We start from the raw sequence: 21,223 nt of genomic DNA, 5'->3' as shown, positions 1-21,223 counted from the left end.
ACCGACTCCCACTTCACACAGGGTTTATTACAGCCCTCACTTGGAATTTACCGAGCCAATTGCCAGGGAAGACCCCGTCACCCGCACCCGGATCCCGTCCTTCTGCACCCGCACATCCCGCAGGCGCACCTCCCCGTCCGCCGGATGCGGGAGACGGAAGCCGAGGGAGAGCTGGTCGACGAGGACCGGGCGGGTGAGCCGGGACAGGCCGTCCAGGAGGGCCGGGTCGAGGCCGAGGCGCTTCAGCAGCAGGGGGTGGCCGACGGCCACGTCGACGAGGTTGAGGCGCATCGCCTGGCGGACGAACCGTGCCGAACCCGTGAGCCGCGCGAGCTTGGTGTCGTCGCGCAGCGCCTCACGCACCGCCGTGTCCGGAACCCCCAGGCGGTGCACGACCGCCGGGACGGAGAGCAGGGCCCTCGCCTTGCCGGTCTCCTTGCCGAGGCGCGCGGCCGAGCGGGATGTCAGGTGCAGACCCTCGGAGGCGCGGACGCCGGGGCGGTACGTCGCCAGGTCACCTATGTCCAGGCGCATTCCGCCGATCTGCGTCGAGATGCCGCGCTCGCCGTCACGGCGGATGCGGGCGTCGGCGCGCAGCCGCAGGTCATGGCCCGCCACCGGCAGCCTGCCGCGCGCCCGGACCTGATCGCCGCCGTGGCCCGTGAACGTCACCTGGGACGCGCCGAGTTCACGGTTGAGGTCGGCGAAGGAGAGCAGCACCTCGCCGTGCAGTTCGGGGATCCGGGCGCCGCGCACGGTGGTGGGCCCGTCGGCGTCGAGCCGTACGTCCGTCGCGGTCGCCGTCACCCTGGCGAGGGTGACCCGGTCGGCGGCCACGTCCGGCACGGTGACCTTCACGCGGTCGAGCCGGTCGTCGGCCAGCTGGGTGAGGAACGGGAAGCCCCCGATCTCCACCTCGGGCGCGGCGCTCAGGTCCAGCTCGCCCTGGAGTCTGTCGGCGGCCTTCCGCTCGGCGTACAGCAGTGCCCAGCGGTCGGCGAGGGTGAGGAAGGCGGCGAGGACGAGGACACCGATCACGGCCTTGAGCGCGAGGGGCAGTCCTGCGAACCGTTTTCGGCGCCGCCGGGAGCCGCGCCGGTGCTGGGGCGGAGCCCATTCCTCCTCGGGCTCCGCCTCCTCCTGGAGGAACTCCTCCAGTGGCCCTTGGTCGAGGGCGCCCAACTCTTCGTAGGCATTCGGATAGGGATGCACTGGTATGCGGTGGGGGGTGCGCATCGTCTCACCCGACCATGCGCACCCCCCCTGCCCGCAACCGCTACAGCCCGTATGCGATCTAGGTCACTAGCAACTGCCCACTGCCGTATGCCTACTTCACGACCGTGATCCGGTCGGCCGTCGGCACCGGATACGGCGTCGTGGCCGAGGAGTTGGCCTTCAGGTAGGTCTCAAGGGCGGCCAGGTCGTCGCCGCCGACGACGACGTTCGCGCCCTTGCCGAGTTCGGTGAAGCCGTCGCCGCCGCCCGCGAGGAAGGAGTTCATCGCGACGCGGTAGGTGGCGGCCGGGTCGATGGCGACGCCGTTGAGCTTCACGGAGTCGGCGACGACGCGCGCGGCGCCCGTCTTCGTCAGGTCCAGGGTGTACGTGAGTCCGCGGGAGATCTGCAGGATCTTCGGCGCGGCGTCGTTGCCACCGCTGACCTGCTGCTGGAGCGCGGTGACCACCTGGGCGCCGGTGAGATCAACCAGGTTCACGGTGTTGGCGAACGGCTGGACCGTGTACGCCTCGCCGTAGGTCACCACGCCGTCGCCCTCGCCGCCGCTCGACGTGTAGGTGAGGCCGGCGCGGATGCCGCCCGGGTTCATCACCGCCAGGTCGGCCGACGGGTCGACGGACTTGGCGTACGCGAGCTGCGCGTCGGCGATCAGGTCGCCGAGCGGGGACTCGTTGCCGATGTTGCCGATCTCGCCCGCGATGTAGCCGATGGGGCGGGAGGCGACCGGCGCGGAGAGGGTCTTCCACTTGGTGATCAGGTTCGTCATGTCGGCGGCCTTGGCCACGTCACGGGTGACGACGTGGTTCGCGGACTTCACCGCCGTACGGGCGATGTCGCCGGTCCGGCGGTCGTACGTCAGCGTCGTGTCGGTGTAGAGACGGCCGAAGGACGCGGCCGAGGTGACCATGCGGGGCTTGCCCGACGGGTCGGGGATCGTGCAGGCGTACGCCTGGTGGGTGTGGCCGGTGACCAGCGCGTCCACGGCGGGCGTCACGTTCTTGGCGATGTCGACGATCGGGCCGGAGATGCCGTCACCGGCGCCGGGGCTGTCGCAGTCGTAGTTGTAGGCGCTCGACGCGGGCGCGCCGCCCTCGTGGATCAGCGCGACGATCGACTTCACGCCCTGCTTCTGCAGCACCTTGGCGTACTTGTTGATCGTCTCGACCTCGTCGCCGAACTTCAGGCCCTTGACGCCGTCGGCGGACACGATATTGGGCGTGCCCTCCAGCGTGACGCCGATGAATCCGACCTTGACGCCGTTCTTCTTCCACACCCAGTAGGGCTTGAGGATCGGCTTGCCGGTCTTCTCGTTGGTCACGTTCGCGGCGAGGTAGGGGAAGTTGGCGCCCTCGAACTTCTCGCTGTTGTTGTAACAGCCGTCCGTGGGGTGGCACCCGCCGTTCTGCAGGCGGGCCAGTTCCTTGGCGCCCTCGTCGAACTCGTGGTTGCCGACGGAGGTGACGTCGAGGCGGAGCTTGTTCAGCGCCTCGATCGTCGGCTCGTCGTGGAAGAGGCCGGAGATGAGCGGCGAGGCGCCGACCATGTCGCCGGCGGCGGCCGTGATCGAGTACGGGTTGCCCTTGCGGGCGGTCCGCAGGTGCGTGGCGAGGTACTCGACGCCGCCCGCGTCGATCGTCTTGGTCGTGCCGTCCGCTTCCTTCTCCGTCACACGGCCCGAGGAGCCGGTCGGGGGCTCCAGGTTGCCGTGCAGGTCGTTGAAGGACAGCAGCTGTACGTCCTGGTAGCGGCCGCTACCGGGGTGGTGGGCCGGGGTCCCGCTCCGGCTCTGGCCCGCGCTTGCCGGCATCGCGGCGGCCAGTGCGCCCACGGTGGCCAGGCCTGCGGCCGCGGCGAGTATCCGGTACGTGCGTCTGGGTCGTGGCGTGGACGCCATGTTCCCCCCTGGGAGTCGTGAGGCGGCTGTGGCTCCCGCGCAGCCTAGATTCAACGCGCGTAGCGCAACAGAGCCTTGACGTTACGGACTGGTTGCCGTCACCTGACAAACCGCGCGCACCCGGCGTTGTTGCCGGCCGGGGGTGGGTCACGCAGCCCGGCGCTCACGGGGCGCCGCTGCGCCCACCCGTGCCGCCCCTGGCGGCACGATTGCCCGCAGTGACGAGGCTCCGCCGGCCCCCGGCGACAGGCGCCCCCGCCAACTCCCTTGTCCAGAAATCGCCGAGCCGTACCCTCGTATCCATGACCAGCAACGACACCGCATCGGCTGCCCTTTCCCGCTCCATCGAGACGTACTCGGAGCTCCCCGCAGAGCTGGCCGAGGCCGTGCTCGTGCTGCTCGACGAGGCCGCCCGGGCCGACGGCCGGCAGTCGGTGTCCGAGCAGGGGCGGCTGCAGCTGAAGGGCGGCGCGCGCGGCGGCGTACGGCATCTGCTGCTGAGCGTCGGCGGTGTACTGGCCGGATACGCGCAGCTGGAGGACACCGACCCGGTGGAGGCACCGGCCGCCGAGCTGGTCGTCCACCCCGCCTACCGAGGGCACGGCCACGGCCGGGCCCTCGGCGCGGCCCTCCTCGCGGAGTCGGGCAAGCGCCTGCGCGTATGGGCGCACGGCGGCCACTCCGCCGCACGGCACCTCGCGCAGGTCCTCGGCCTGACCCTGTTCCGCGAACTGCGCCAGATGCGCCGTCCGTTGACGGACCTGGACCTGCCCGAGCCGACCCTCCCGGACGACGTGAGCGTCCGTACGTTCGTGCCGGGCCGGGACGACACGGACTGGCTCACCGTGAACGCGGAGGCGTTCGCACACCACCCCGAGCAGGGCTCCCTCACTCAGCGCGACCTGGACGACCGCAAGGCGCAGCCGTGGTTCGACCCGGCCGGGTTCTTCCTCGCCTTCCGCGGCGACACACTCGTCGGCTTCCACTGGACGAAGGTCCACGCGCAGGAGCAGCTCGGCGAGGTGTACGTCCTCGGCGTCCGCCCCGGCACCCAGGGCGGCGGCCTCGGCAAGGCCCTGACGACGATCGGCCTGCGCCACCTCGCCGCCCAGGGCCTGCCCACCGCGATGCTCTATGTCGACGCCGACAACAAGGCGGCGGTGACGGTGTACGAGCGCCTCGGCTTCGTCACGCACGAGACGGACCTGATGTACCGCACGGAGTCGTGAACGAACCTCAGCGCCCGGCAGGCGAAACCCGACGCACCCAACCCCCCACCCGAGCCGGAACCCGCCCCCGCACAGGTTCCATGACCAGGTACGCCCACGCCGGCACGGCCGCAGCAAGCGCACCCGCCCACCGCGCATGGGCGGCGTCCCAGTGCGCGGAGCCCACCTGGACCAGCAGCGGCCACCGGTCGGGCAGCAGCAGCGGCACGGCCACCACGAAGGCAAGGAACCCGGCCGCGACGACGGTCCCCGGCTCGGCCCCGCCGGACAGGCGCACCGCGGCGGCCGCGCCGGCCAGGACGAGCGCGGCGACGGCGGCGGCCTCCAGGGTGGCGCCGCCCACCGGGGGCCGCGCCCCCTCCGGTACGAGGAGCAGCGCGGCCGTCCACCAGAGCGCGGCGAGCGGAAGGACGAGGGCCAGCCGCAGCCCGGCGCGCAGCGGCCGGCGGGCGGGCACCGCTTCGGTGGTGTGCCGGGCAGGGTCGTCGAGCAGGAACGCCAGCCCGAGGGCGAAGGCGAGCGCGGCGGCCCGCAGCAGGTTGAGGTTGAGCCGGGGGTCCTGCCCACCGGAGGCCATCCGGGTGCTCCAGGCGGCCAGCAGTCCCGTCCCGGCGCCCGCGGCGAGGGCTCGCCACGGCAGGGTGCGTGCCACGGGCCGCAGCAGGGCCCGGGCCATGGCGGCTACTTCTCGCACCATTCACCGTCCCCGCTGCCCTTGGGCGCGGCGGGCACGCCCAGCAGTTCGGCCACCCGCGCCATGGACGTCCTGGGAGAGGTGAGCTCGGTCCAGTGGGCCTTCACGCGGGCGGTCACGCCGTAGCGGGGCATGTGCAGCAACTCCCTGACGATCCGGGTCTGTTCGGTGCTCATGATGAGCGGCGCCGTGGGGGCGAGGACGAGACTGGAGCCGGTGACGTTGTCCTCGAGACGGACGTTGCGCAGGGCGGCCATCGGGTCGGGGTCGGCGCCGAGTGCCAGCCACATGATGGTCACCACGCGGCCGTCGCACACCGTGCCGCCGGATCGCTCGTCGCCGCCCACCAGGACACCGGCGAGGCCGACGGCGAACTCGGGGACGCGGTTGCCGCCCCAGCGGGTGCCGACGGTGACCTGGCCGCGCCCGGTGAGCGGATCCATCGAGGCGCCGCCCTCCAGCCCCTGACGGGCGTCGACACGCTGCCGTACGGTCAGCCGTTCGCCGCCGGCGGCGCCGCCCGCGAGGGACTGGACGCGCTTGACCACGGCGGCCCAGTCCTCGCTGCGGCCTGCCCACTCGGGGTAGGCGCAGTACGTCGTGGTGCCGATCTCCCGGCAGGACTGGACCTTCTCCGGGTGGAGGTACGCCTTGGCGCGGGCCGCGGTCAGTGCGGCCGAGTCGCCCGGGGACTGCCCGGCGATCCCTGCGACGGTGGCGGCGAGGGCGACGGCGGTGGCCGCCTTGACCAGCCGTGTCCGGCCACCGGCGCGCAGCACCGCCGCGCCGAGGACGAGCGCGACGAGCCCCGCCAGATACAGCGCGTGCCAGGCGGCCGGGCGGCCCATCAGGTCGGAGGGGAAGGCGTCGGGGCCGGTCTCGTCGACGACCGGGGACAGCCAGCGCAGCCAGTGGGCGTCGGTGACGAGCCCGGGCACGACGGTCGTGGCGACGAAGCCGGCGATCACGAAGAGCGGTCCGCCCAGCACGGACGGGATCAGGCGGGCGAGCAGCACGCCGAGAACACCGGCCAGCAGGACCGTCAGCGGGCTCACGACGAGTTCGAGGACCGAGCCGTGGCCGACCGCGCCCGGCTTCAGCGCCGCCCAGGTGAAGTCGAGGGTGACGGTCAGCGCGACGGCGGCGGCCAGGGGTACGGCCGACAGCGCGTGTGCGATCGCACGCCGCCAGGGGTCCATGACGAGCGTCTCGAAGTGCCGGTCGGTGTCGCGGCGGCGGGAGAGCAGCGTGGCCCGGTTGACGCCGGTGAGCACGAAGACGGAGACGAGCAGGGCGCCGTTCTGGGTGGCCCGGTCGACGTCCTGGAGGGCCGGGTAGTCGTTCATGCCCTCGTGCTTGAAGAACAGCTTCCAGCACGTGGCGCCGAAGTAGAGCAGGAAGAAGACGAACACCGGTGCCTGGAGCAGTAGTTCGCGCGCCTCGAACCGGGCGAGGGCGAGGACGGCCGCCCCGCGGTTGCGGCGGCCCGGCAGCGGCTCCACCCCCGTGGGTGCCGCTGCCACGCCCGCGCCCTCGCCCGCCCCGGCCCCCGCACCCGTACTCATACGCGTACTCGTGCTCATCAGGCAGCCACCTCCGCCGTGCTCTCCCCGTCGAGGGTGAGCAAGTAGCCGTCCTCCAGGGTGGGTTCGAGCAGGTCGGCGCCCTTGGGCGGGTCGCCGACGTTACGGAAGGTGCCGGCGCCCGTACGCCATCCGGCGCGCGCCCCGGGGTCGCGTTCGGTGCTGCTCCACACTCGTCCGGCCGCGCGGGCGGTCAGCTCGGCGGGGGTACCCTCGAAGCGGACGCGGCCCTGTGCCATGACGACGACGCGGTGGCAGAGCATCGCGACGTCCTCCGTCTGGTGGGTGGAGAGCAGGACGGTGCGCCCCTCGCCCGCCTGGGCGATCAACTCCCGGAAGCGCATGCGCTGTTCGGGGTCGAGGCCGACGGTCGGCTCGTCGAGGACGAGGAAGCCGGGGTCGCCGACGAGCGCGGCGGCCAGTGCGACCCGCTGCCGCATCCCGCCGGACAGATTCTTGATGCGCTTGCCGCGTACGCCGGACAGGTCGACGGAGTCGAGTACGCCGCTCACCGCCCGGTGCCGGGCCTTGCGGTCCGTCATCTCCTTCAGGATCGCGACGTAGTCGACGAACTCGAAGGGCGTGAAGTCCGGGTGGAAACCGGGGGTCTGCGGCAGATAGCCCAGCGTCCGCCGTACGTCCAGGCGTCCGGCCGTCGTACCGGGGTCGTTGCCGAGGACCGTGAAGGCGCCCCGGTCGGCGGGCACGGCGGTGGCGAGCACCCTCAACAGGGTTGTCTTGCCGGCCCCGTTGGGCCCGAGCAGCCCGGTGACGCCTTCGTACAGCCGCATCGACACGTCGTCGAGGGCGGCGGTCCTGCCGTAGCGCAGGGTCAGCCCGGAGGCGGAGAGCGTGGGAATGGTCGTGCGTTCGCTGGTCACGCGAGGCTCCTGTGGAAGAGAGCGAAGGGGTGGAGGAAGGAGCGGGCAGGCACCGGAGCCGTCACGAGTCACCGCCGTCGTCCCCGTCACCACCACTGCCCGAAGACGTGCGCGACGAGCTCGTGAGCACGACGTACAGCACCTCGGCCACCACCACGGCCACCGCACCCACCGCGTACAGCGCCGCCTTGCCCCACAGAACCCACCGCCGGGAAGACCCGCCGGGCCTCTTGGTCACCACGTCACTCATGGCGTCACTCATCACGCCCTGCCCCCGTCCGAAAATCGGTCAAACGATCCGAAAGATTCCAGTGCCGTGCGCGATGACTCGAACCGGTCGCGCACCACGTACAGCAGCCCCGCCGCAAGCGCCGCCGCCCCCGCCGCGACGCCCTGCCCCGCCGCCGTGAACGGCGCGAGGATCACGTCGGTGCCGTCGGCCGAGAGCCGGGCGGCCACCAGCAGTCCGACCCATGCCCCGCCGACCAGGCCGGGTGCGAGGACGGGGCCGAGGCGGGGTGTCAGGGCGAGCCCGGTCGCGGTGAGGGCGAGGGCGGGCAGGAGCCAGGCGAGGGCGCGCAGGCCGTACTCGGGCAGTGCGAGCGTGGCGAGTCCGTTCAGTCCGAGGCCGACGGCCAGCACGGCGAACGTGCGGACCATCAGCAGCCGGAAGCCGTTCATCGGCGCGACGACGGTCATCTCGTACGTCGGGTCGAGGACGGGCCCGTACGACAGTGCGACCCCGGCGAGCGGCAGCAGCGGTGCGAGGGCGAGGAAGAGGGTGGGCGAGGACGCGGTGCGGACCGCGTCGGCCGCCGCCACCGTCATCATCAGGACCGCGGCGACGGCGCCGAGCCAGGACCGGCGCAGCACAGGCGTGGCGGCGAGCAGCCGCGCGGTGTGGTCGGCGACGCCGATCCGCACGAGCAGCGACTCGACGAGGCCGGGCCGCGGCGCGTCGAGTTCGGCGTCGAGCCGTTCCCATCCCGCGTCGAGGGCGACCGGATCGCTCACCTCGGCCAGCGCGGACCGGCAGCGGGCGCACGCGGCGAGGTGGGTGTCGACGGACCAGAGCCGGGGAGCGGTCAGCTCGCCCTGGACGTAGGCGCGCAGATCGTCGCCGTCCGCGTGCCAGGCGCCCTCCCCGGAGGGCTTCTCGTTGGTGCTGTTGACGCTCACGCCAGCTCCTCCCGCAACTGCTTGCGGGCCCGCAGTGCCCGCGTCTTGACCGTGCCGGGCGGAATGCCGAGCAGGACGGCCGCTTCCCGGGTGGTGAGCCCGTCGATCACCGTGGCCTGGAGCACCGCCCGCAGTTCGGGCGAGAGCCGCACCAGCGCGCCGGCGAGATCGCCGTGCTCGACGCCGGCCAGCACCCGTTCCTCGGCGGACGCCTCGTCGCGGTGGCGCAGCCGGGACAGCGTCTGCCGCAGCCGGCCGCGTGCCCCGTCGCCGCGCAGCGCGTCGATCAGCCGCCGGGAGCCGATGCGCCAGAGCCAGCCGGCCGCGTCGCCCTCCTCCCGGTAGCGGGCGGTGCCGCGCCACACGGCCAGGAAGGTTTCCTGGACGACGTCGTCGACGACCCCGGCGTCGGCGCAGCGGCCGCGCAGCCGTGCGGTCAGCCAGGGCGCGTACCGCCGGTACAGCTCCTCGAAGGCGCGCCGGTCCCCGTCCGCCGCGATGGCCCGCAGCAGCTCCCCGTCGCTTCTTGTTTCCCTCACGACCCCTCATCGGACGAGCCCCCGCGATCGGTTCACGGAGACGGACTTGACTTCGGAGGAAGTCTTGCATCACCCTTTCACTACTCAATTAGTGAAAGGGGGGTTACGCCATGGGGGAACCCGGCATCGAGTACCGCATCGATCGCCGCAGCGGCGTCGCCACCTACGTCCAGATCGTCCAGCAGACCAAACAAGCCCTCCGTCTCGGCCTGCTCGAACCCGGCGACAAGCTCCCGACGGCCCGCGAGGTCGTGGAAGCCACCGCCATCAACCCGAACACCGTCCTGAAGGCCTACCGCGAACTCGAACGAGAGGGTCTCGTCGAGGCCCGCCGCGGCCTCGGCACCTTCGTGCAGCGTTCCCTGAGCACCACCCCCGCCGATTCCCCCCTGCGCGCCGAACTCGACGCCTGGGCGAAGAGCGCCCACGCCGCGGGCCTCGGCCGCGAGGACGTGGCCGCACTGTTCGGCTCCGTGATCGACACACACTTCCCGAAGGGGGACCAGTGAGTTCCACCAGCACCACCCCGGCCGTGGCCCTGGAGGCATCCGGGCTCGGCAAGCGGTACGGAAGGCGGGCGGCCACCGCCCTCGACGACTGCTCCTTCCGTCTCCCCGCCGGCCGGATCAGTGCGCTGGTCGGGCCCAACGGAGCCGGTAAGTCCACGCTGCTGGCGATAGCGGCCGGCCTGCTGCGGCCCTCCTCCGGCACCCTCACCGTGCTCGGCGCGGCCCCCGGCGAGGCCCGCGACCGGGTCGCCCACCTCGGCCAGGACAAGCCGCTGCACCCCCAGCTGTCCATCGCGGACACCCTGCGCATGGGCGCCGAGCTCAACCCGGCCCGCTGGGACGCGACGTACGCCTTCTCGATCGTCGAGCAGGGCGACCTCGACCCCAAGGCGAAGATCCGGGGGCTCTCCGGCGGCCAGCGCACCCGCGTCGCGCTCGCCCTCGCGCTCGGCAAGCGGCCCGAGCTGATGCTGCTCGACGAGCCGATGGCCGACCTCGACCCGCTGGCCCGCCACGAGATGATGGGCACGCTGATGGCGGACGCCGCCGAGCGCGGTACGACCGTCCTGATGTCCTCGCACATCGTCTCCGAGCTCGCCGACGCCTGCGACCACCTGCTCCTGCTGAGCGACGGCCGCATCCGGCTCGGCGGCGGCATCGACGACCTGCTCGCCGCGCACACCCTGGTGACCGGCCGCGGCACGGCCGCCGACCTCGCCCCGCACACCGTCGTCGAGTCCCGCGCCACCGGCCGCGGCCTCACCGCGCTGATCCGCCGCGACGGCCGCCTCGACGACAGCTGGGAAGCCACGCAGCCGTCCCTGGAGGAGCTGCTGCTCGCCCACCTCCGCTCCCCCGCCACCCCGGCCCTGATCACCCCGGGCACGTCCGCGATCCGTACGGCGGTGACGGCATGAGTGCCGCCACCCTCTCCGCACCCGTCCGCCGCTCGCTCCCGCGCCCCCGCGGCCTGCTCTGGACCGTCCTGCGCCTGCACCGCACGGCCCTGTGGATCTGGCTCGCCTTCGTGGCCGCCACCGCGGGACTCCTGCTGTGGCTGCTGGGGCCGGGCGCCGACGCCACGCAGCACAAGCTCGACACGTTCGGCTACGCCGGCGTACTGGACGACGCCTACTCCGCGAAGACGCTCCTCGCCTTCACCTCGGGCACGTACAACGACCTCTTCTACGACCCGGCAACCATGATCAACATCGCCTCGTTCGCGATCGCCCTGTTCGCGGGCGGCCCGCTCATCGCCCGTGAGCTGGAGAGCGGCACCGCGCGGCTGGCCTGGACGCAGTCCGTCTCCCCGGCCCGCTGGCTCGCGGCCAAGCTCGTGGTGCCGGCGTCCTTCATCGTCCTCGGCATGACCCTGCTGGTCGTGCTGTACCGGCAGCTGTGGTCCGCGCACAGCAACCTCCTGATCGCCGGTATCGGGCCCAGGTCGATCTACTTCGCGATCGGCCCGTCCACCGTCGCCGCACCCCTGCTGGGCCTCGCCATCGGCGCGCTCGCCGCCGTTGCGCTGCGCCGCACCCTGCCCGCCCTCGCGGTCGCCGGCTTCGGGTACTTCCTGGTCTACGCCTTCCTCGGCAACCACTGGCCCTTCCAGGGCCGCCACCAGCAGCCCGAGGTCTCCTCGCGCAGCCATGCGATCACCTCAAGCGGCGCCCGGATCGCCGACCCGGGGTGCTACGACAGCCAGGCCTGCCTGGCCAAGCACGACATCGTCCGCTTCACCCGCGAGTACCTGCCCTCCCCCGACTACTGGCCCCGCCAGCTCCTGGAGACCGGCGTCCTGCTGGCCCTGACCGCCCTCCTCGTCACCGCCGCCTTCGCCGTCCTGCGCAGAAGGGGAACCACGACATGAGCTCCCTCGCCCTCAAGGACCTCCGGCGCCCGTCCGGGCTGACCTGGACCGTGCTGCGCCTGCACCGCTCGGCCCTGCTCATCTGGGGCGGCTTCGTCCTGGCCACCGTCGCGACCCTCGCGTGGACGGTCTGGATCACCGCGGACACCGCACTCCAGGAGCGGGCCTACTGCCTCCACCACTCGCCCTGCTCCATCCTGACGAGCCTCCGCTACAGCGAGCGGATCGGCTACGTCGGCACCGCCGCCTGCTACAGCTTCCTGGCCGTCGCCGCCTTCGCCGGCGGTGCGCTGATCGGCCGCGAGCTGGAGAACGGCACCGCGCGGCTGGCCTGGACCCAGTCGGTCACCCCGGTGCGCTGGCTGGCCGCCAAACTCGCCGTGCCCGCAACTCTGATCACCCTCGGCGGCACCGTGCTCGTCGTGGCGTACCGCTGGGCCTGGTCGGCACACCCCGGCCTGACCGACCGCGACTGGACGTTCCAGGACGCCTTCGTCGCACGCGGCCCGCTGATGGTGGCGTACGCCCTGTGCGCCCTGGCCCTCGGAACGCTCACCGCGCTCGTACTGCGCCGCGCGCTGCCCGCCCTGGGCGTCTCGCTGGCCCTGCTGTTCGCGCTGAACTTCGCCCTGACGAGGCTGCGCTGGGACCTGTGGCCCACGCTCACCCGCGTCCAGGGACCCGACGACCCCTTCTCGCTCCCGACGTACGCGAAGGTGGCGGAGTGGGGTGCGGTCACCACCTCGGGCGCGCACCAGGAAGGCTCCTCCTCCTCCTGCCTCGGCTTCGAGTCCGCCGAACGCAGGCGGTGCCTGACGGAGCACGGCCTGACGGGCACCTACGTGAAATACCACCCCGAGTCCCACTTCTGGCCCCTCCACCTCGTGGAGACCGGCATCGTCCTCGCCGTGGCCGCCGCCGCGACGGCCGCCGCCTTCTGGCTGCTGCGCCGCCGCACCGCCTGAGCCCGTACGCCCCTCGCGGGGGTGAGGGCGTACCCGGCCCCCGGTCGTGTCGACGTCCGGGGGCCGCCCCCCGATATCCCGCACGTCATGTCGCCGTAACCATCGATTCAGACGGGCTTGCGACGCTCGGCGAATGAAGCCCGCCGTGCCTGAGCCTTCGCCACCGCCGGACCACGAACACCGGCCCCCGGCGGAGAACGAGCCCGTGCGAGGGACGCAGAGCACCGTCGTCCGCCTCGCGGAGCTCCCCCGCGCGCTCTCCGACGCGCCCGTCTCGCCCTCGGCGCGGAAGAATGGGTCCATGAACCAGCCCAGCGCCCAGGCACAGGTCCAGCATCCGCAGCCGTCCGTCGGCTCCATAGCCGCGCACCGCCCGCACACCGTGTCGGCCGTGGTCTCCGATCTCGAACCCGACCTCGACGCCGACCTCGACGCGTACGAGGACACGGTGCAGGACGGCATCCAGTTGCCGCAGGGCCGGTTCCTGGACCGGGAGCGCAGCTGGCTCGCCTTCAACGAACGCGTGCTCGAACTGGCCGAGGACCCGAACACGCCGCTGCTCGAACGGGCGAACTTCCTGGCAATCTTCGCCAGCAACCTCGACGAGTTCTTCATGGTCCGGGTGGCCGGCCTGAAGCGCCGTATCGCCACCGGCGTCGCCACGAAGTCCGCCTCCGGCCTCCAGCCCCGCGAGGTGCTGGAGATGATCTGGGCCCGCTCGCGCGAACTCATGGCCCGCCACGCGGCCTGCTACCAGGAGGACATCGCCCCCGCGCTCGCCGAGGAGGGCATCCACCTGGTCCGCTGGAGCGAGCTGACCGAGAAGGAGCAGGCGCGCCTCTTCACGCTCTTCCGGCACCAGATCTTCCCGGTCCTCACCCCGCTGGCCGTCGACCCCGCGCACCCCTTCCCGTACATCTCGGGTCTCTCCCTGAACCTCGCGGTCGTCGTCCGCAACCCGGTCTCCGGCCACCGCCACTTCGCCCGCGTCAAGGTCCCGCCGCTGCTCTCCCGCTTCCTGGAGGCCTCCCCCAACCGCTACGTCCCCATCGAGGACGTCATCGCGGCCCACCTGGAGGAGCTCTTCCCGGGCATGGAGGTGCTCCAGCACCACACCTTCCGCCTCACCCGCAACGAGGACCTGGAGGTCGAGGAGGACGACGCCGAGAACCTGCTCCAGGCGCTGGAGAAGGAGCTCATGCGGCGCCGCTTCGGGCCGCCGGTGCGCCTGGAGGTCGAGGAGTCCATCGACCGGTACGTACTCGACCTGCTGGTACGGGAGTTGAAGATCTCCGAGGCCGAGGTGTACCCGCTGCCGGGCCCCCTCGACCTCACCGGCCTCTTCGGCATCGGCGGCCTCGACCGGCCCGAGCTGAAGTACCAGAAGTTCATCGCGGGCACCCACCGCGACCTCGCCGAGGTCGAGTCGGCGTCCGCGCCCGACATCTTCGCCGCCCTGCGCGAGCGCGACGTCCTGCTCCACCACCCGTACGACTCCTTCTCCACCTCCGTGCAGGCCTTCCTGGAGCAGGCGGCGTCCGACCCCGACGTCCTCGCCATCAAGCAGACCCTGTACCGGACGTCGGGCGACTCGCCGATAGTCGACGCGCTCATCGACGCCGCCGAGTCCGGCAAGCAGGTCCTGGTCCTGGTGGAGATCAAGGCCCGCTTCGACGAGCAGGCCAACATCAAGTGGGCCAGGAAGCTCGAGGAGGCCGGCTGCCATGTGGTGTACGGCCTCGTCGGTCTGAAGACGCACTGCAAGCTGTCGCTGGTGGTCCGCCAGGAGGGCGACACCCTGCGGCGCTACTCCCACGTGGGCACGGGCAACTACCACCCGAAGACGGCCCGCCTCTACGAGGACCTCGGACTGCTCACCGCGGACCCGCAGGTCGGCGCGGACCTCTCCGACCTCTTCAACCGGCTCTCCGGCTACTCCCGCCGCGAGACCTACCGCCGGCTGCTCGTCGCCCCCAAGTCCCTGCGCGACGGCCTGATCGCCCGGATCAACAAGGAAGTCCAGCACCACCAGGCGGGCCGCCCCGCCCACGTCCGCATCAAGGTCAACTCGATGGTGGACGAGGCGCTCATCGACTCCCTCTACCGCGCCTCCCAGGCCGGAGTGCCGGTCGACGTGTGGGTGCGCGGCATCTGCGCCGTACGGCCGGGCGTCACGGGCCTGTCCGAGAACATCCGGGTCCGCTCCGTCCTCGGCCGCTTCCTGGAGCACTCCCGGGTCTTCGGCTTCGGCAACGGCGGCGAACCCGAGGTGTGGATCGGCAGCGCCGACATGATGCACCGCAACCTCGACCGCCGTATCGAGGCCCTCGTGAGGGTCACCGACCCGGCCCACCGGGCGGCCCTCAACCGGCTGCTGGAGACCGGCATGTCCGACACCACCTCCTCCTGGCATCTGGGCCCGGACGGCGAGTGGACGCGGCACGCGACGGATTCCGAAGGCCAGCCCCTGCGCAACGTCCAGGAGATGCTCATAGACGCCCGGAGGCGCCGGCGTGGCACAGCAGCACCTTGATCCCCCCACCGACCCCGCGGCCGTTACCGGGTCCGCGTCCGCGGACGCCCTCGCGTGCTATCTGCGGGCGCAGGCCACGGAGTTCCTCCGCGCGCTGCGCCAGCACCGGGAGACCGGCGGCAACGGAGGTCTCCCCGCCCGGGCGCAGGCCCGCACCGCGGAGGGCGGCGCCGAGGAGACGGCCGACGCGGCGCGCGCGCTGCGCCGCTCGGCACGCCGCATCAGCGGGACCCTCCACACCTTCCGGCCGCTGCTCGACACCGACTGGTCGGAGGGCATGCGGCCCGAACTCGCGTGGCTGTCCGGCACATTGGCGCGCGAGCACGCGTACGCGGCACGCCTGGAGCGGCTGCTGCTCGCGCTGCACCGGCTGTCGGGCTCGTCGGCGTTCCCGCAGCAGCCCGCCGCGCCGGCCACGCAAGCCGTCGGCACCGGCCCGCGCCCCCAACTCACCCCGGACCGCGGCAACCTGACGGTGGGCGCGGCCAAGGCGGGCGCCCTCCTGGAGCGCCAGCTGACCCTCGCCCGGACCCGGGCCCACTCGGCGGCCCTGCAGGCCCTCGGCTCCTCCCGCTTCCACGCGGTCGCCGACAACGTGGCCGTACTGGCCAGCGAGGTCCCGCTGACCCCGGGTGCCGCCGGCGCCGACCTGCGCCCGCCCGCCGCGGCTGCCGAGGAACGGCTGTGCGACGCGGTCACCGCGCTGCCCCTGGTCACCGCGGGCCACCCGTACAACGCGGAGGCCCTCGTGCACGGCCTCTCCGCCGACACCGCGCCCCACCCCCAGGACGCCCCCTGGCACCAGGTACGCCTGCTGCTGCGCCTGCACCGCTACGCCCGGGACGTCCTGCACGGCGAGGACGCGGCCGTGGACGTACGGCTGCTCGCCGCGGGCCAGGCTCTCGACCGGCACCGGGACGCGTCGGAGGCGGCCTCGGCCGCGGCGTCGGCGGCCCGCACCCCGCGCATCGCCCCGGCGACGGCGTACGCACTCGGCGTGCTCCACGCCGACCAGCGCCACGAGGTGGAGGCGGCGCGCTTCGCGTTCCAGCAGTCCTGGCAGAAGACCCCGGCGGTCGCTCCATAGGCCACGTTGATCCCGTGCGGGCGAGGGAGGTCCCATGACCGACGACACGATCCTGGCGGCGGGCTGCGTGCTGTGGCGCCGCTCCCCTGTCGACGGCGAGCTGGAGATCGCCCTCGTCCACCGGCCGAAGTACGACGACTGGTCGCACCCCAAGGGCAAGCTGAAGCGCGGTGAGAGCGCCCTCGCCGGCGCGCTGCGCGAGGTCGAGGAGGAGACCGGATTCCGCTGCGAGCCGGGCGCCCGTCTCCCTTCGGTCCTCTACTACGCGGGCGGCCGCCGCAAGTCGGTGAGTTACTGGGCCGCCGAGGCCGCCGAAGGCCACTTCACCCCCAACCGCGAGGTCGACCGGCTGCGCTGGCTCTCCCCGGCCGCCGCCCGCACCCGCCTCACCCAGCCCCGCGACCAGGACCTGGTCGACGAGCTCCTGGCCGTGCTCCGCCACGCGTAGAGCCAGCGTTCCGAACACCTGAGCCCCTCGATGTCCGCGTGAGTGACACACGGGAAAGCGGAGGCGAACGGGGGATGTCCGGAACGCGGTAGCCGTACGCACACGATCAGGTCCGATCGGTTGCGTACCGTCACGAGCCACGTGTGAGCGGCCGGAATGACTCCGTGTCCTCGGCGTAAGCGTTCCGTTACCTCACCGCACCGTCCGCAGGGGTTCACCCCCCGTTCACTTCCGGCCATCGGCGCCTTCACCTGTTCTGCCTACTTTCGGCCTTACCGATGCGAGAGGCGTCCTGGATGCCTCCCCGTGTCTCGCAGACTCCGCACGCCGCCGAATTCAGGACGGCGGCTCCTGGAAGGAACTCCCTCAGTGAAGCTTCAGCGCATGAACCGGCGGGCCCTCACCCTCGGTGCTCTCGCCGTCTCCGGCGCCCTGGCCCTCACGGCGTGCGGCTCCGACGACACCGGCAGCAAGGACAACGGCGGCAAGACCTCCACCGCCGCTGCCGGTTCGATCAAGTGTGACGACGCCAAGGGCCAGCTCCTCGCCGACGGCTCGTCCGCGCAGAAGAACGCGATCGACGCCTGGGTCAAGGCGTTCACGCAGGCCTGCTCGGGTGTGCAGATCAACTACAAGGGCGGCGGCTCCGGCGCCGGCGTCACCGCGTTCACCCAGGGCACGGTCGCCTTCGCCGGTTCGGACTCCGCGCTGAAGCCCGAAGAGGTCGCCGCCTCCAAGAAGGTCTGCTCCGGCGGCACGGGCATCGACCTCCCGATGGTCGGCGGCCCGATCGCCGTCGGTTACAACGTTCCCGGTGTCGACGGTCTGGTGCTGGACGCCCCGACCCTCGCGAAGATCTTCGACAGCAAGATCACCAAGTGGAACGACGCGGCGATCAAGAAGCTGAACCCCGACGCGAAGCTTCCCGACCTCAAGATCCAGGCGTTCCACCGCTCGGACGAGTCCGGCACCACGGACAACTTCACGAAGTACCTGATCGCCGCGACGCCCGACAACTGGAAGTACTCCGGCGGCAAGGCCTGGCAGGCCAAGGGCGGCCAGTCCGCTCCGCAGTCCTCCGGTGTCGCCCAGCAGGTGAAGCAGACCTCCGGCGCGATCGGCTACATGGAGCTGTCGTACGCCAAGGACGGCATCACCCCGGCCAAGCTCGCCACCGGCGCCTCCGCCCCGGTCGAGGCCAGCGTCGACAGCGCCACCAAGGCCATCGCGGCCGCCAAGGTCGTCGGCACCGGCAAGGACCTGTCGCTGAAGATGGACTACGCGACGAAGGCCGAGGGCGCCTACCCGATCACCCTCGTCACCTACGAGATCGTCTGCGACAAGGGCAACAAGGCCGACACGCTGCCCGCGACGAAGGCGTTCCTGCGCTACATCGCCAGCGAGGACGGCCAGAAGGTCCTGTCCGGCATCGACTACGCGCCGGTCCCGACCGAGATCATCACGAAGGTCCGTACGACCATCGACGGCCTTAGCTGACCCCAGCGTGCGGCCTGGCCCCCCAGCGGGGCCGGGCCGCACCGTCCGGTGCACCGCCGCCTGGAGCCGTACGTCGCGTATGGCTCCGCAGACCGGAGATCCCGATGGATATATCGACGCAGAACACCGACGCCCCTCCCCCCACCCCCCTGCCTTCCGCGGTCGAGCCGAAGGGCACGAGCCGCGGCGCCACCCGCCCCGGAGACCGGATCTTCCTCGCTCTCTCCCGCGGGTCCGGCATCTTCCTCCTGGTGATCATGGCCGCCATCGCGGTCTTCCTCACCTACCGTGCGTCCCTCGCCATCAGCAAGGACCACGGCAACTTCCTCACCACCTTCGAGTGGAACACCAACCTCGTCCCGCCGACCTTCGGCATCGCGGTGCTGGCCTTCGGCACGGTCGTCTCCTCGATCATCGCCATGGCCCTCGCGGTCCCGATCGCCGTCGCCATCGCGCTGTTCATCACGCACTACGCCCCGCGCCGCTTCGGCGGCCCCATCGCGTACGTGATCGACCTGCTCGCCGCCGTGCCGTCCATCGTGTACGGCCTGTGGGGCGCCCTCATCCTCGTGCCGCACATGACCGGCCTCTACGGCTGGCTCGACACCTACCTCGGCTGGACCGGGATCTTCGAGTGGCAGGGCGGCGCCCCGCGCTCCATGCTCACCGTCGGCATCCTGCTCGCGATCATGATCCTGCCGATCATCACCAACGTGAGCCGTGAGGTCTTCCGGCAGGTGCCGCAGATGCACGAGGAGGCCGCGCTGGCCCTCGGCGCCACGCGCTGGGAGGTCATCCGCATGTCGGTGCTGCCCTTCGGCCGCTCCGGCGTGATCTCCGCCTCGATGCTCGGCCTCGGCCGCGCCCTCGGCGAGACGATGGCCGTCGCCACCGTGCTCTCGCCGGACTTCCTGATCCACGGCAGCCTGCTGGACCCGGGCGGCGGCACCTTCGCGCAGAACATCGCCAGCAAGTTCGGCGAGGCGACCGAGCAGGGCCGTGACGCCCTCATCGCCTCCGGTCTGGTGCTGTTCGTCATCACCCTGCTGGTCAACGGCGCGGCCCGCGCGATCATCGCCCGCCGCAAGGAGTACTCGGGGGCCAACGCATGAGCAACGCCGTCGTCACCGAAGAGCGCCCCAGCACCCTGCGCGGCGCCCGGCTGCCCAAGTGGGGACCGTGGGCGATCGCCCTCGGCTCCGTCGTCGTCGCGATCGGGATCGGCCTCGTCGCCGACCTCGACAGCAAGGTCCAGCAGGGCCTGATCGCCGCGATCCTCTTCCTCCTCGGCACGTTCGGCATCGCCGCCCGCGTCGAGGGCCGCCGCCAGGCCAAGGACCGCATCGCCACCTCGCTGGTCTGGGTCGCCTTCCTCATCGCGATCGTCCCGCTGGCCTCGCTGATCTGGACGACCGTCTCGCGCGGTGTGAAGGTCTTCGACGTCTACTTCCTGACCCACTCGATGGGTGTGGTCGCCGACTCCGAGACCGGCGGCGGTATCTACCACGCCATCATCGGCACCCTGGAGCAGGTCGGCCTCGCCACCCTGATCGCGGCGCCGATCGGTGTGCTCACCGCGGTCTACCTCGTGGAGTACGGACGCGGGAAGCTCTCCGCCGCCATCACGTTCTTCGTCGACGTGATGACCGGCATCCCCTCGATCGTCGCGGGCCTGTTCATCCTCAGCCTGATGCTGATCTTCGAGATGCAGCCCTTCGGCTTCGCCGGTTCGCTCGCGCTGGCCATCCTGATGATGCCGGTCGTGGTCCGCTCCACCGAGGAGATGCTCAAGCTCGTCCCGAACGAGCTGCGCGAGGCGTCCCTGGCGCTCGGCGTGCCCAAGTGGCGCACCATCCTCAAGGTGGTCCTGCCGACCTCCATCGGCGGCATCACCACCGGCATCATGCTGTCGATCGCCCGCATCACCGGCGAGACCGCGCCCGTACTGCTGCTGGTGTGGGGCACGAACTTCATCAACACCAACCCCTTCGAGGGCGCACAGGCCTCGCTGCCGCTGTACATCTACCAGCAGTACGCGAACAGCGCGGGCTCCAACGCGGCGTACGACCGCGCATGGGCGGCGGCGCTCGCCCTGATCGCCTTCGTGATGATCCTCAACCTGGTGGCCCGCGGCATCGCCCGCTGGAAGGCCCCCAAGACGGGCCGCTGACGCGGCCGATCAGCGACCCGACGCACTTCCCCCTCGAAAGAAGCAGTGATCCCCATGGCCAAGCGAATCGACGTAAGCGGTCTGACCGCCTACTACAGCGCGCACAAGGCGATCGAAGACATCTCCATGACCGTCGAGCCCCGCTCGGTGACGGCCTTCATCGGCCCCTCCGGCTGCGGCAAGTCGACGTTCCTGCGCACCCTCAACCGTATGCACGAGGTCACCCCCGGCGGCCGCGTCGAGGGCAAGGTGCTCCTGGACGACGAGGACCTGTACGGCTCCGGCATCGACCCGGTGTCGGTGCGCCGCGAGGTCGGCATGGTCTTCCAGCGCCCGAACCCGTTCCCCACCATGTCGATCTTCGACAACGTGGCGGCGGGCCTGCGGCTCAACGGCTCGTACAAGAAGTCGGAGCTGGCGGACGTCGTAGAGAAGTCCCTCAAGGGCGCGAACCTCTGGAACGAGGTCAAGGACCGCCTGAACAAGCCGGGTTCCGATCTGTCCGGTGGTCAGCAGCAGCGCCTGTGCATCGCCCGCGCGATCGCGGTCGAGCCGAAGGTCCTCCTCATGGACGAGCCCTGCTCGGCGCTCGACCCGATCTCCACCCTCGCGATCGAGGACCTGATCGGCGAGCTGAAGGAGCGCTTCACGATCGTCATCGTGACGCACAACATGCAGCAGGCCGCCCGCGTCTCCGACCGCACGGCGTTCTTCAACCTCTCGGCGGTCGGCCAGCCCGGCCGGCTCATCGAGATCGACGACACGGAGCGGATCTTCTCCAACCCGTCCGTCCAGGCGACCGAGGACTACATCTCGGGCCGCTTCGGCTGAGCCACCCAGACCCCTCGCGGTGCTGCATGGCGGTGCCACCGCGAGGACGAGAAGGGCCCGCCCCCTGGCTCCCAGGGG

The 21,223-nt window shown here is 71.6% G+C and carries 20 protein-coding genes; 12 read left to right on the top strand and 8 right to left on the bottom strand.

Going from position 1 to position 21,223, the window contains the following annotated elements:
- Positions 1 to 36: 36 nt before the first annotated feature.
- The gene (locus tag ABZS97_RS29790; RefSeq protein WP_356142506.1) at positions 37 to 1,236 is read right to left on the bottom strand and encodes a DUF2993 domain-containing protein; all 1,200 of its coding nucleotides are present in this window, start codon (positions 1,234 to 1,236) and stop codon (positions 37 to 39) included.
- Positions 1,237 to 1,327: 91 nt separating this feature from the next.
- Positions 1,328 to 3,130 carry a bifunctional metallophosphatase/5'-nucleotidase gene (locus ABZS97_RS29785; protein WP_356142504.1) on the bottom strand — a complete coding sequence of 601 codons (1,803 nt, stop codon included), beginning with the start codon at positions 3,128 to 3,130 and terminating at the stop codon, positions 1,328 to 1,330.
- A gap of 302 nt (positions 3,131 to 3,432) precedes the next feature.
- On the opposite strand from ABZS97_RS29785, the gene mshD reads away from it, so the two are divergent.
- Positions 3,433 to 4,359 (top strand): mycothiol synthase, encoded by a 927-nt coding sequence (mshD, locus tag ABZS97_RS29780; RefSeq protein WP_356142502.1) that lies wholly within the window; start codon positions 3,433 to 3,435, stop codon positions 4,357 to 4,359.
- Between the two features lie 7 nt (positions 4,360 to 4,366).
- Here the strand turns inward: mshD and ABZS97_RS29775 are convergent, their stop codons facing one another.
- From ABZS97_RS29775 to ABZS97_RS29750, 6 genes are all read right to left on the bottom strand, one after another.
- Complete coding sequence (locus tag ABZS97_RS29775; RefSeq protein ID WP_356142500.1) at positions 4,367 to 5,056, bottom strand: ABC transporter; 690 nt, start codon at positions 5,054 to 5,056, stop codon at positions 4,367 to 4,369.
- A complete protein-coding gene (locus ABZS97_RS29770; protein ID WP_356142498.1) occupies positions 5,041 to 6,636 on the bottom strand; it encodes an ABC transporter permease in 1,596 nt (531 codons plus the stop codon). Before ABZS97_RS29770 ends, ABZS97_RS29775 begins: the two co-directional genes overlap by 16 nt.
- Entirely contained in the window at positions 6,636 to 7,517 is an 882-nt protein-coding gene (locus ABZS97_RS29765; protein ID WP_356142496.1) for an ABC transporter ATP-binding protein, read from the bottom strand. The genes ABZS97_RS29770 and ABZS97_RS29765 overlap by 1 nt, the downstream gene beginning before the upstream one ends.
- Before the next feature lie 61 nt (positions 7,518 to 7,578).
- The gene (locus ABZS97_RS29760) at positions 7,579 to 7,767 is read right to left on the bottom strand and encodes a hypothetical protein (RefSeq protein ID WP_356142494.1); all 189 of its coding nucleotides are present in this window, start codon (positions 7,765 to 7,767) and stop codon (positions 7,579 to 7,581) included.
- A gap of 11 nt (positions 7,768 to 7,778) precedes the next feature.
- Complete coding sequence (locus ABZS97_RS29755; protein WP_356142492.1) at positions 7,779 to 8,696, bottom strand: zf-HC2 domain-containing protein; 918 nt, start codon at positions 8,694 to 8,696, stop codon at positions 7,779 to 7,781.
- Positions 8,693 to 9,235, bottom strand: a complete 543-nt coding sequence (locus tag ABZS97_RS29750) for an RNA polymerase sigma factor (RefSeq protein ID WP_356142490.1) — start codon at positions 9,233 to 9,235, stop codon at positions 8,693 to 8,695. Before ABZS97_RS29750 ends, ABZS97_RS29755 begins: the two co-directional genes overlap by 4 nt.
- A gap of 110 nt (positions 9,236 to 9,345) precedes the next feature.
- Here ABZS97_RS29750 and ABZS97_RS29745 point away from each other — a divergent pair, with 110 nt between their 5' ends.
- From ABZS97_RS29745 to pstB, 11 genes are all read left to right on the top strand, one after another.
- Positions 9,346 to 9,744 (top strand): GntR family transcriptional regulator, encoded by a 399-nt coding sequence (locus ABZS97_RS29745; protein WP_356142487.1) that lies wholly within the window; start codon positions 9,346 to 9,348, stop codon positions 9,742 to 9,744.
- Positions 9,741 to 10,661 (top strand): ABC transporter ATP-binding protein, encoded by a 921-nt coding sequence (locus ABZS97_RS29740; RefSeq protein ID WP_356142485.1) that lies wholly within the window; start codon positions 9,741 to 9,743, stop codon positions 10,659 to 10,661. The genes ABZS97_RS29745 and ABZS97_RS29740 overlap by 4 nt, the downstream gene beginning before the upstream one ends.
- Positions 10,658 to 11,614, top strand: coding sequence for a hypothetical protein (locus tag ABZS97_RS29735; RefSeq protein ID WP_356142483.1), 957 nt, complete (start codon positions 10,658 to 10,660; stop codon positions 11,612 to 11,614). Before ABZS97_RS29740 ends, ABZS97_RS29735 begins: the two co-directional genes overlap by 4 nt.
- Positions 11,611 to 12,579 (top strand): hypothetical protein, encoded by a 969-nt coding sequence (locus tag ABZS97_RS29730; protein ID WP_356142481.1) that lies wholly within the window; start codon positions 11,611 to 11,613, stop codon positions 12,577 to 12,579. The genes ABZS97_RS29735 and ABZS97_RS29730 overlap by 4 nt, the downstream gene beginning before the upstream one ends.
- A 301-nt stretch (positions 12,580 to 12,880) precedes the next feature.
- Complete coding sequence (locus ABZS97_RS29725; RefSeq protein ID WP_356142479.1) at positions 12,881 to 15,112, top strand: RNA degradosome polyphosphate kinase; 2,232 nt, start codon at positions 12,881 to 12,883, stop codon at positions 15,110 to 15,112.
- Positions 15,093 to 16,199 (top strand): CHAD domain-containing protein, encoded by a 1,107-nt coding sequence (locus ABZS97_RS29720; protein WP_356142477.1) that lies wholly within the window; start codon positions 15,093 to 15,095, stop codon positions 16,197 to 16,199. Before ABZS97_RS29725 ends, ABZS97_RS29720 begins: the two co-directional genes overlap by 20 nt.
- Positions 16,200 to 16,233: 34 nt before the next feature.
- A complete protein-coding gene (locus tag ABZS97_RS29715; protein WP_356142475.1) occupies positions 16,234 to 16,647 on the top strand; it encodes an NUDIX hydrolase in 414 nt (137 codons plus the stop codon).
- Positions 16,648 to 17,016: 369 nt separating this feature from the next.
- Positions 17,017 to 18,144 carry a phosphate ABC transporter substrate-binding protein PstS gene (pstS, locus tag ABZS97_RS29710; protein ID WP_356142473.1) on the top strand — a complete coding sequence of 376 codons (1,128 nt, stop codon included), beginning with the start codon at positions 17,017 to 17,019 and terminating at the stop codon, positions 18,142 to 18,144.
- Between the two features lie 104 nt (positions 18,145 to 18,248).
- A complete protein-coding gene (gene pstC / locus ABZS97_RS29705; RefSeq protein ID WP_356142471.1) occupies positions 18,249 to 19,256 on the top strand; it encodes a phosphate ABC transporter permease subunit PstC in 1,008 nt (335 codons plus the stop codon).
- A complete protein-coding gene (pstA, locus tag ABZS97_RS29700) occupies positions 19,253 to 20,314 on the top strand; it encodes a phosphate ABC transporter permease PstA (RefSeq protein ID WP_356142469.1) in 1,062 nt (353 codons plus the stop codon). Before pstC ends, pstA begins: the two co-directional genes overlap by 4 nt.
- A 54-nt stretch (positions 20,315 to 20,368) precedes the next feature.
- Positions 20,369 to 21,145 (top strand): phosphate ABC transporter ATP-binding protein PstB, encoded by a 777-nt coding sequence (pstB, locus tag ABZS97_RS29695; RefSeq protein WP_356142467.1) that lies wholly within the window; start codon positions 20,369 to 20,371, stop codon positions 21,143 to 21,145.
- Positions 21,146 to 21,223 lie beyond the last annotated feature (78 nt).

Source organism: Streptomyces sp. NPDC005485 (assembly GCF_040606085.1).
In the GTDB taxonomy this organism is placed as follows: domain Bacteria; phylum Actinomycetota; class Actinomycetes; order Streptomycetales; family Streptomycetaceae; genus Streptomyces.
This window is presented reverse-complemented; position numbering and strand designations above follow the sequence as displayed.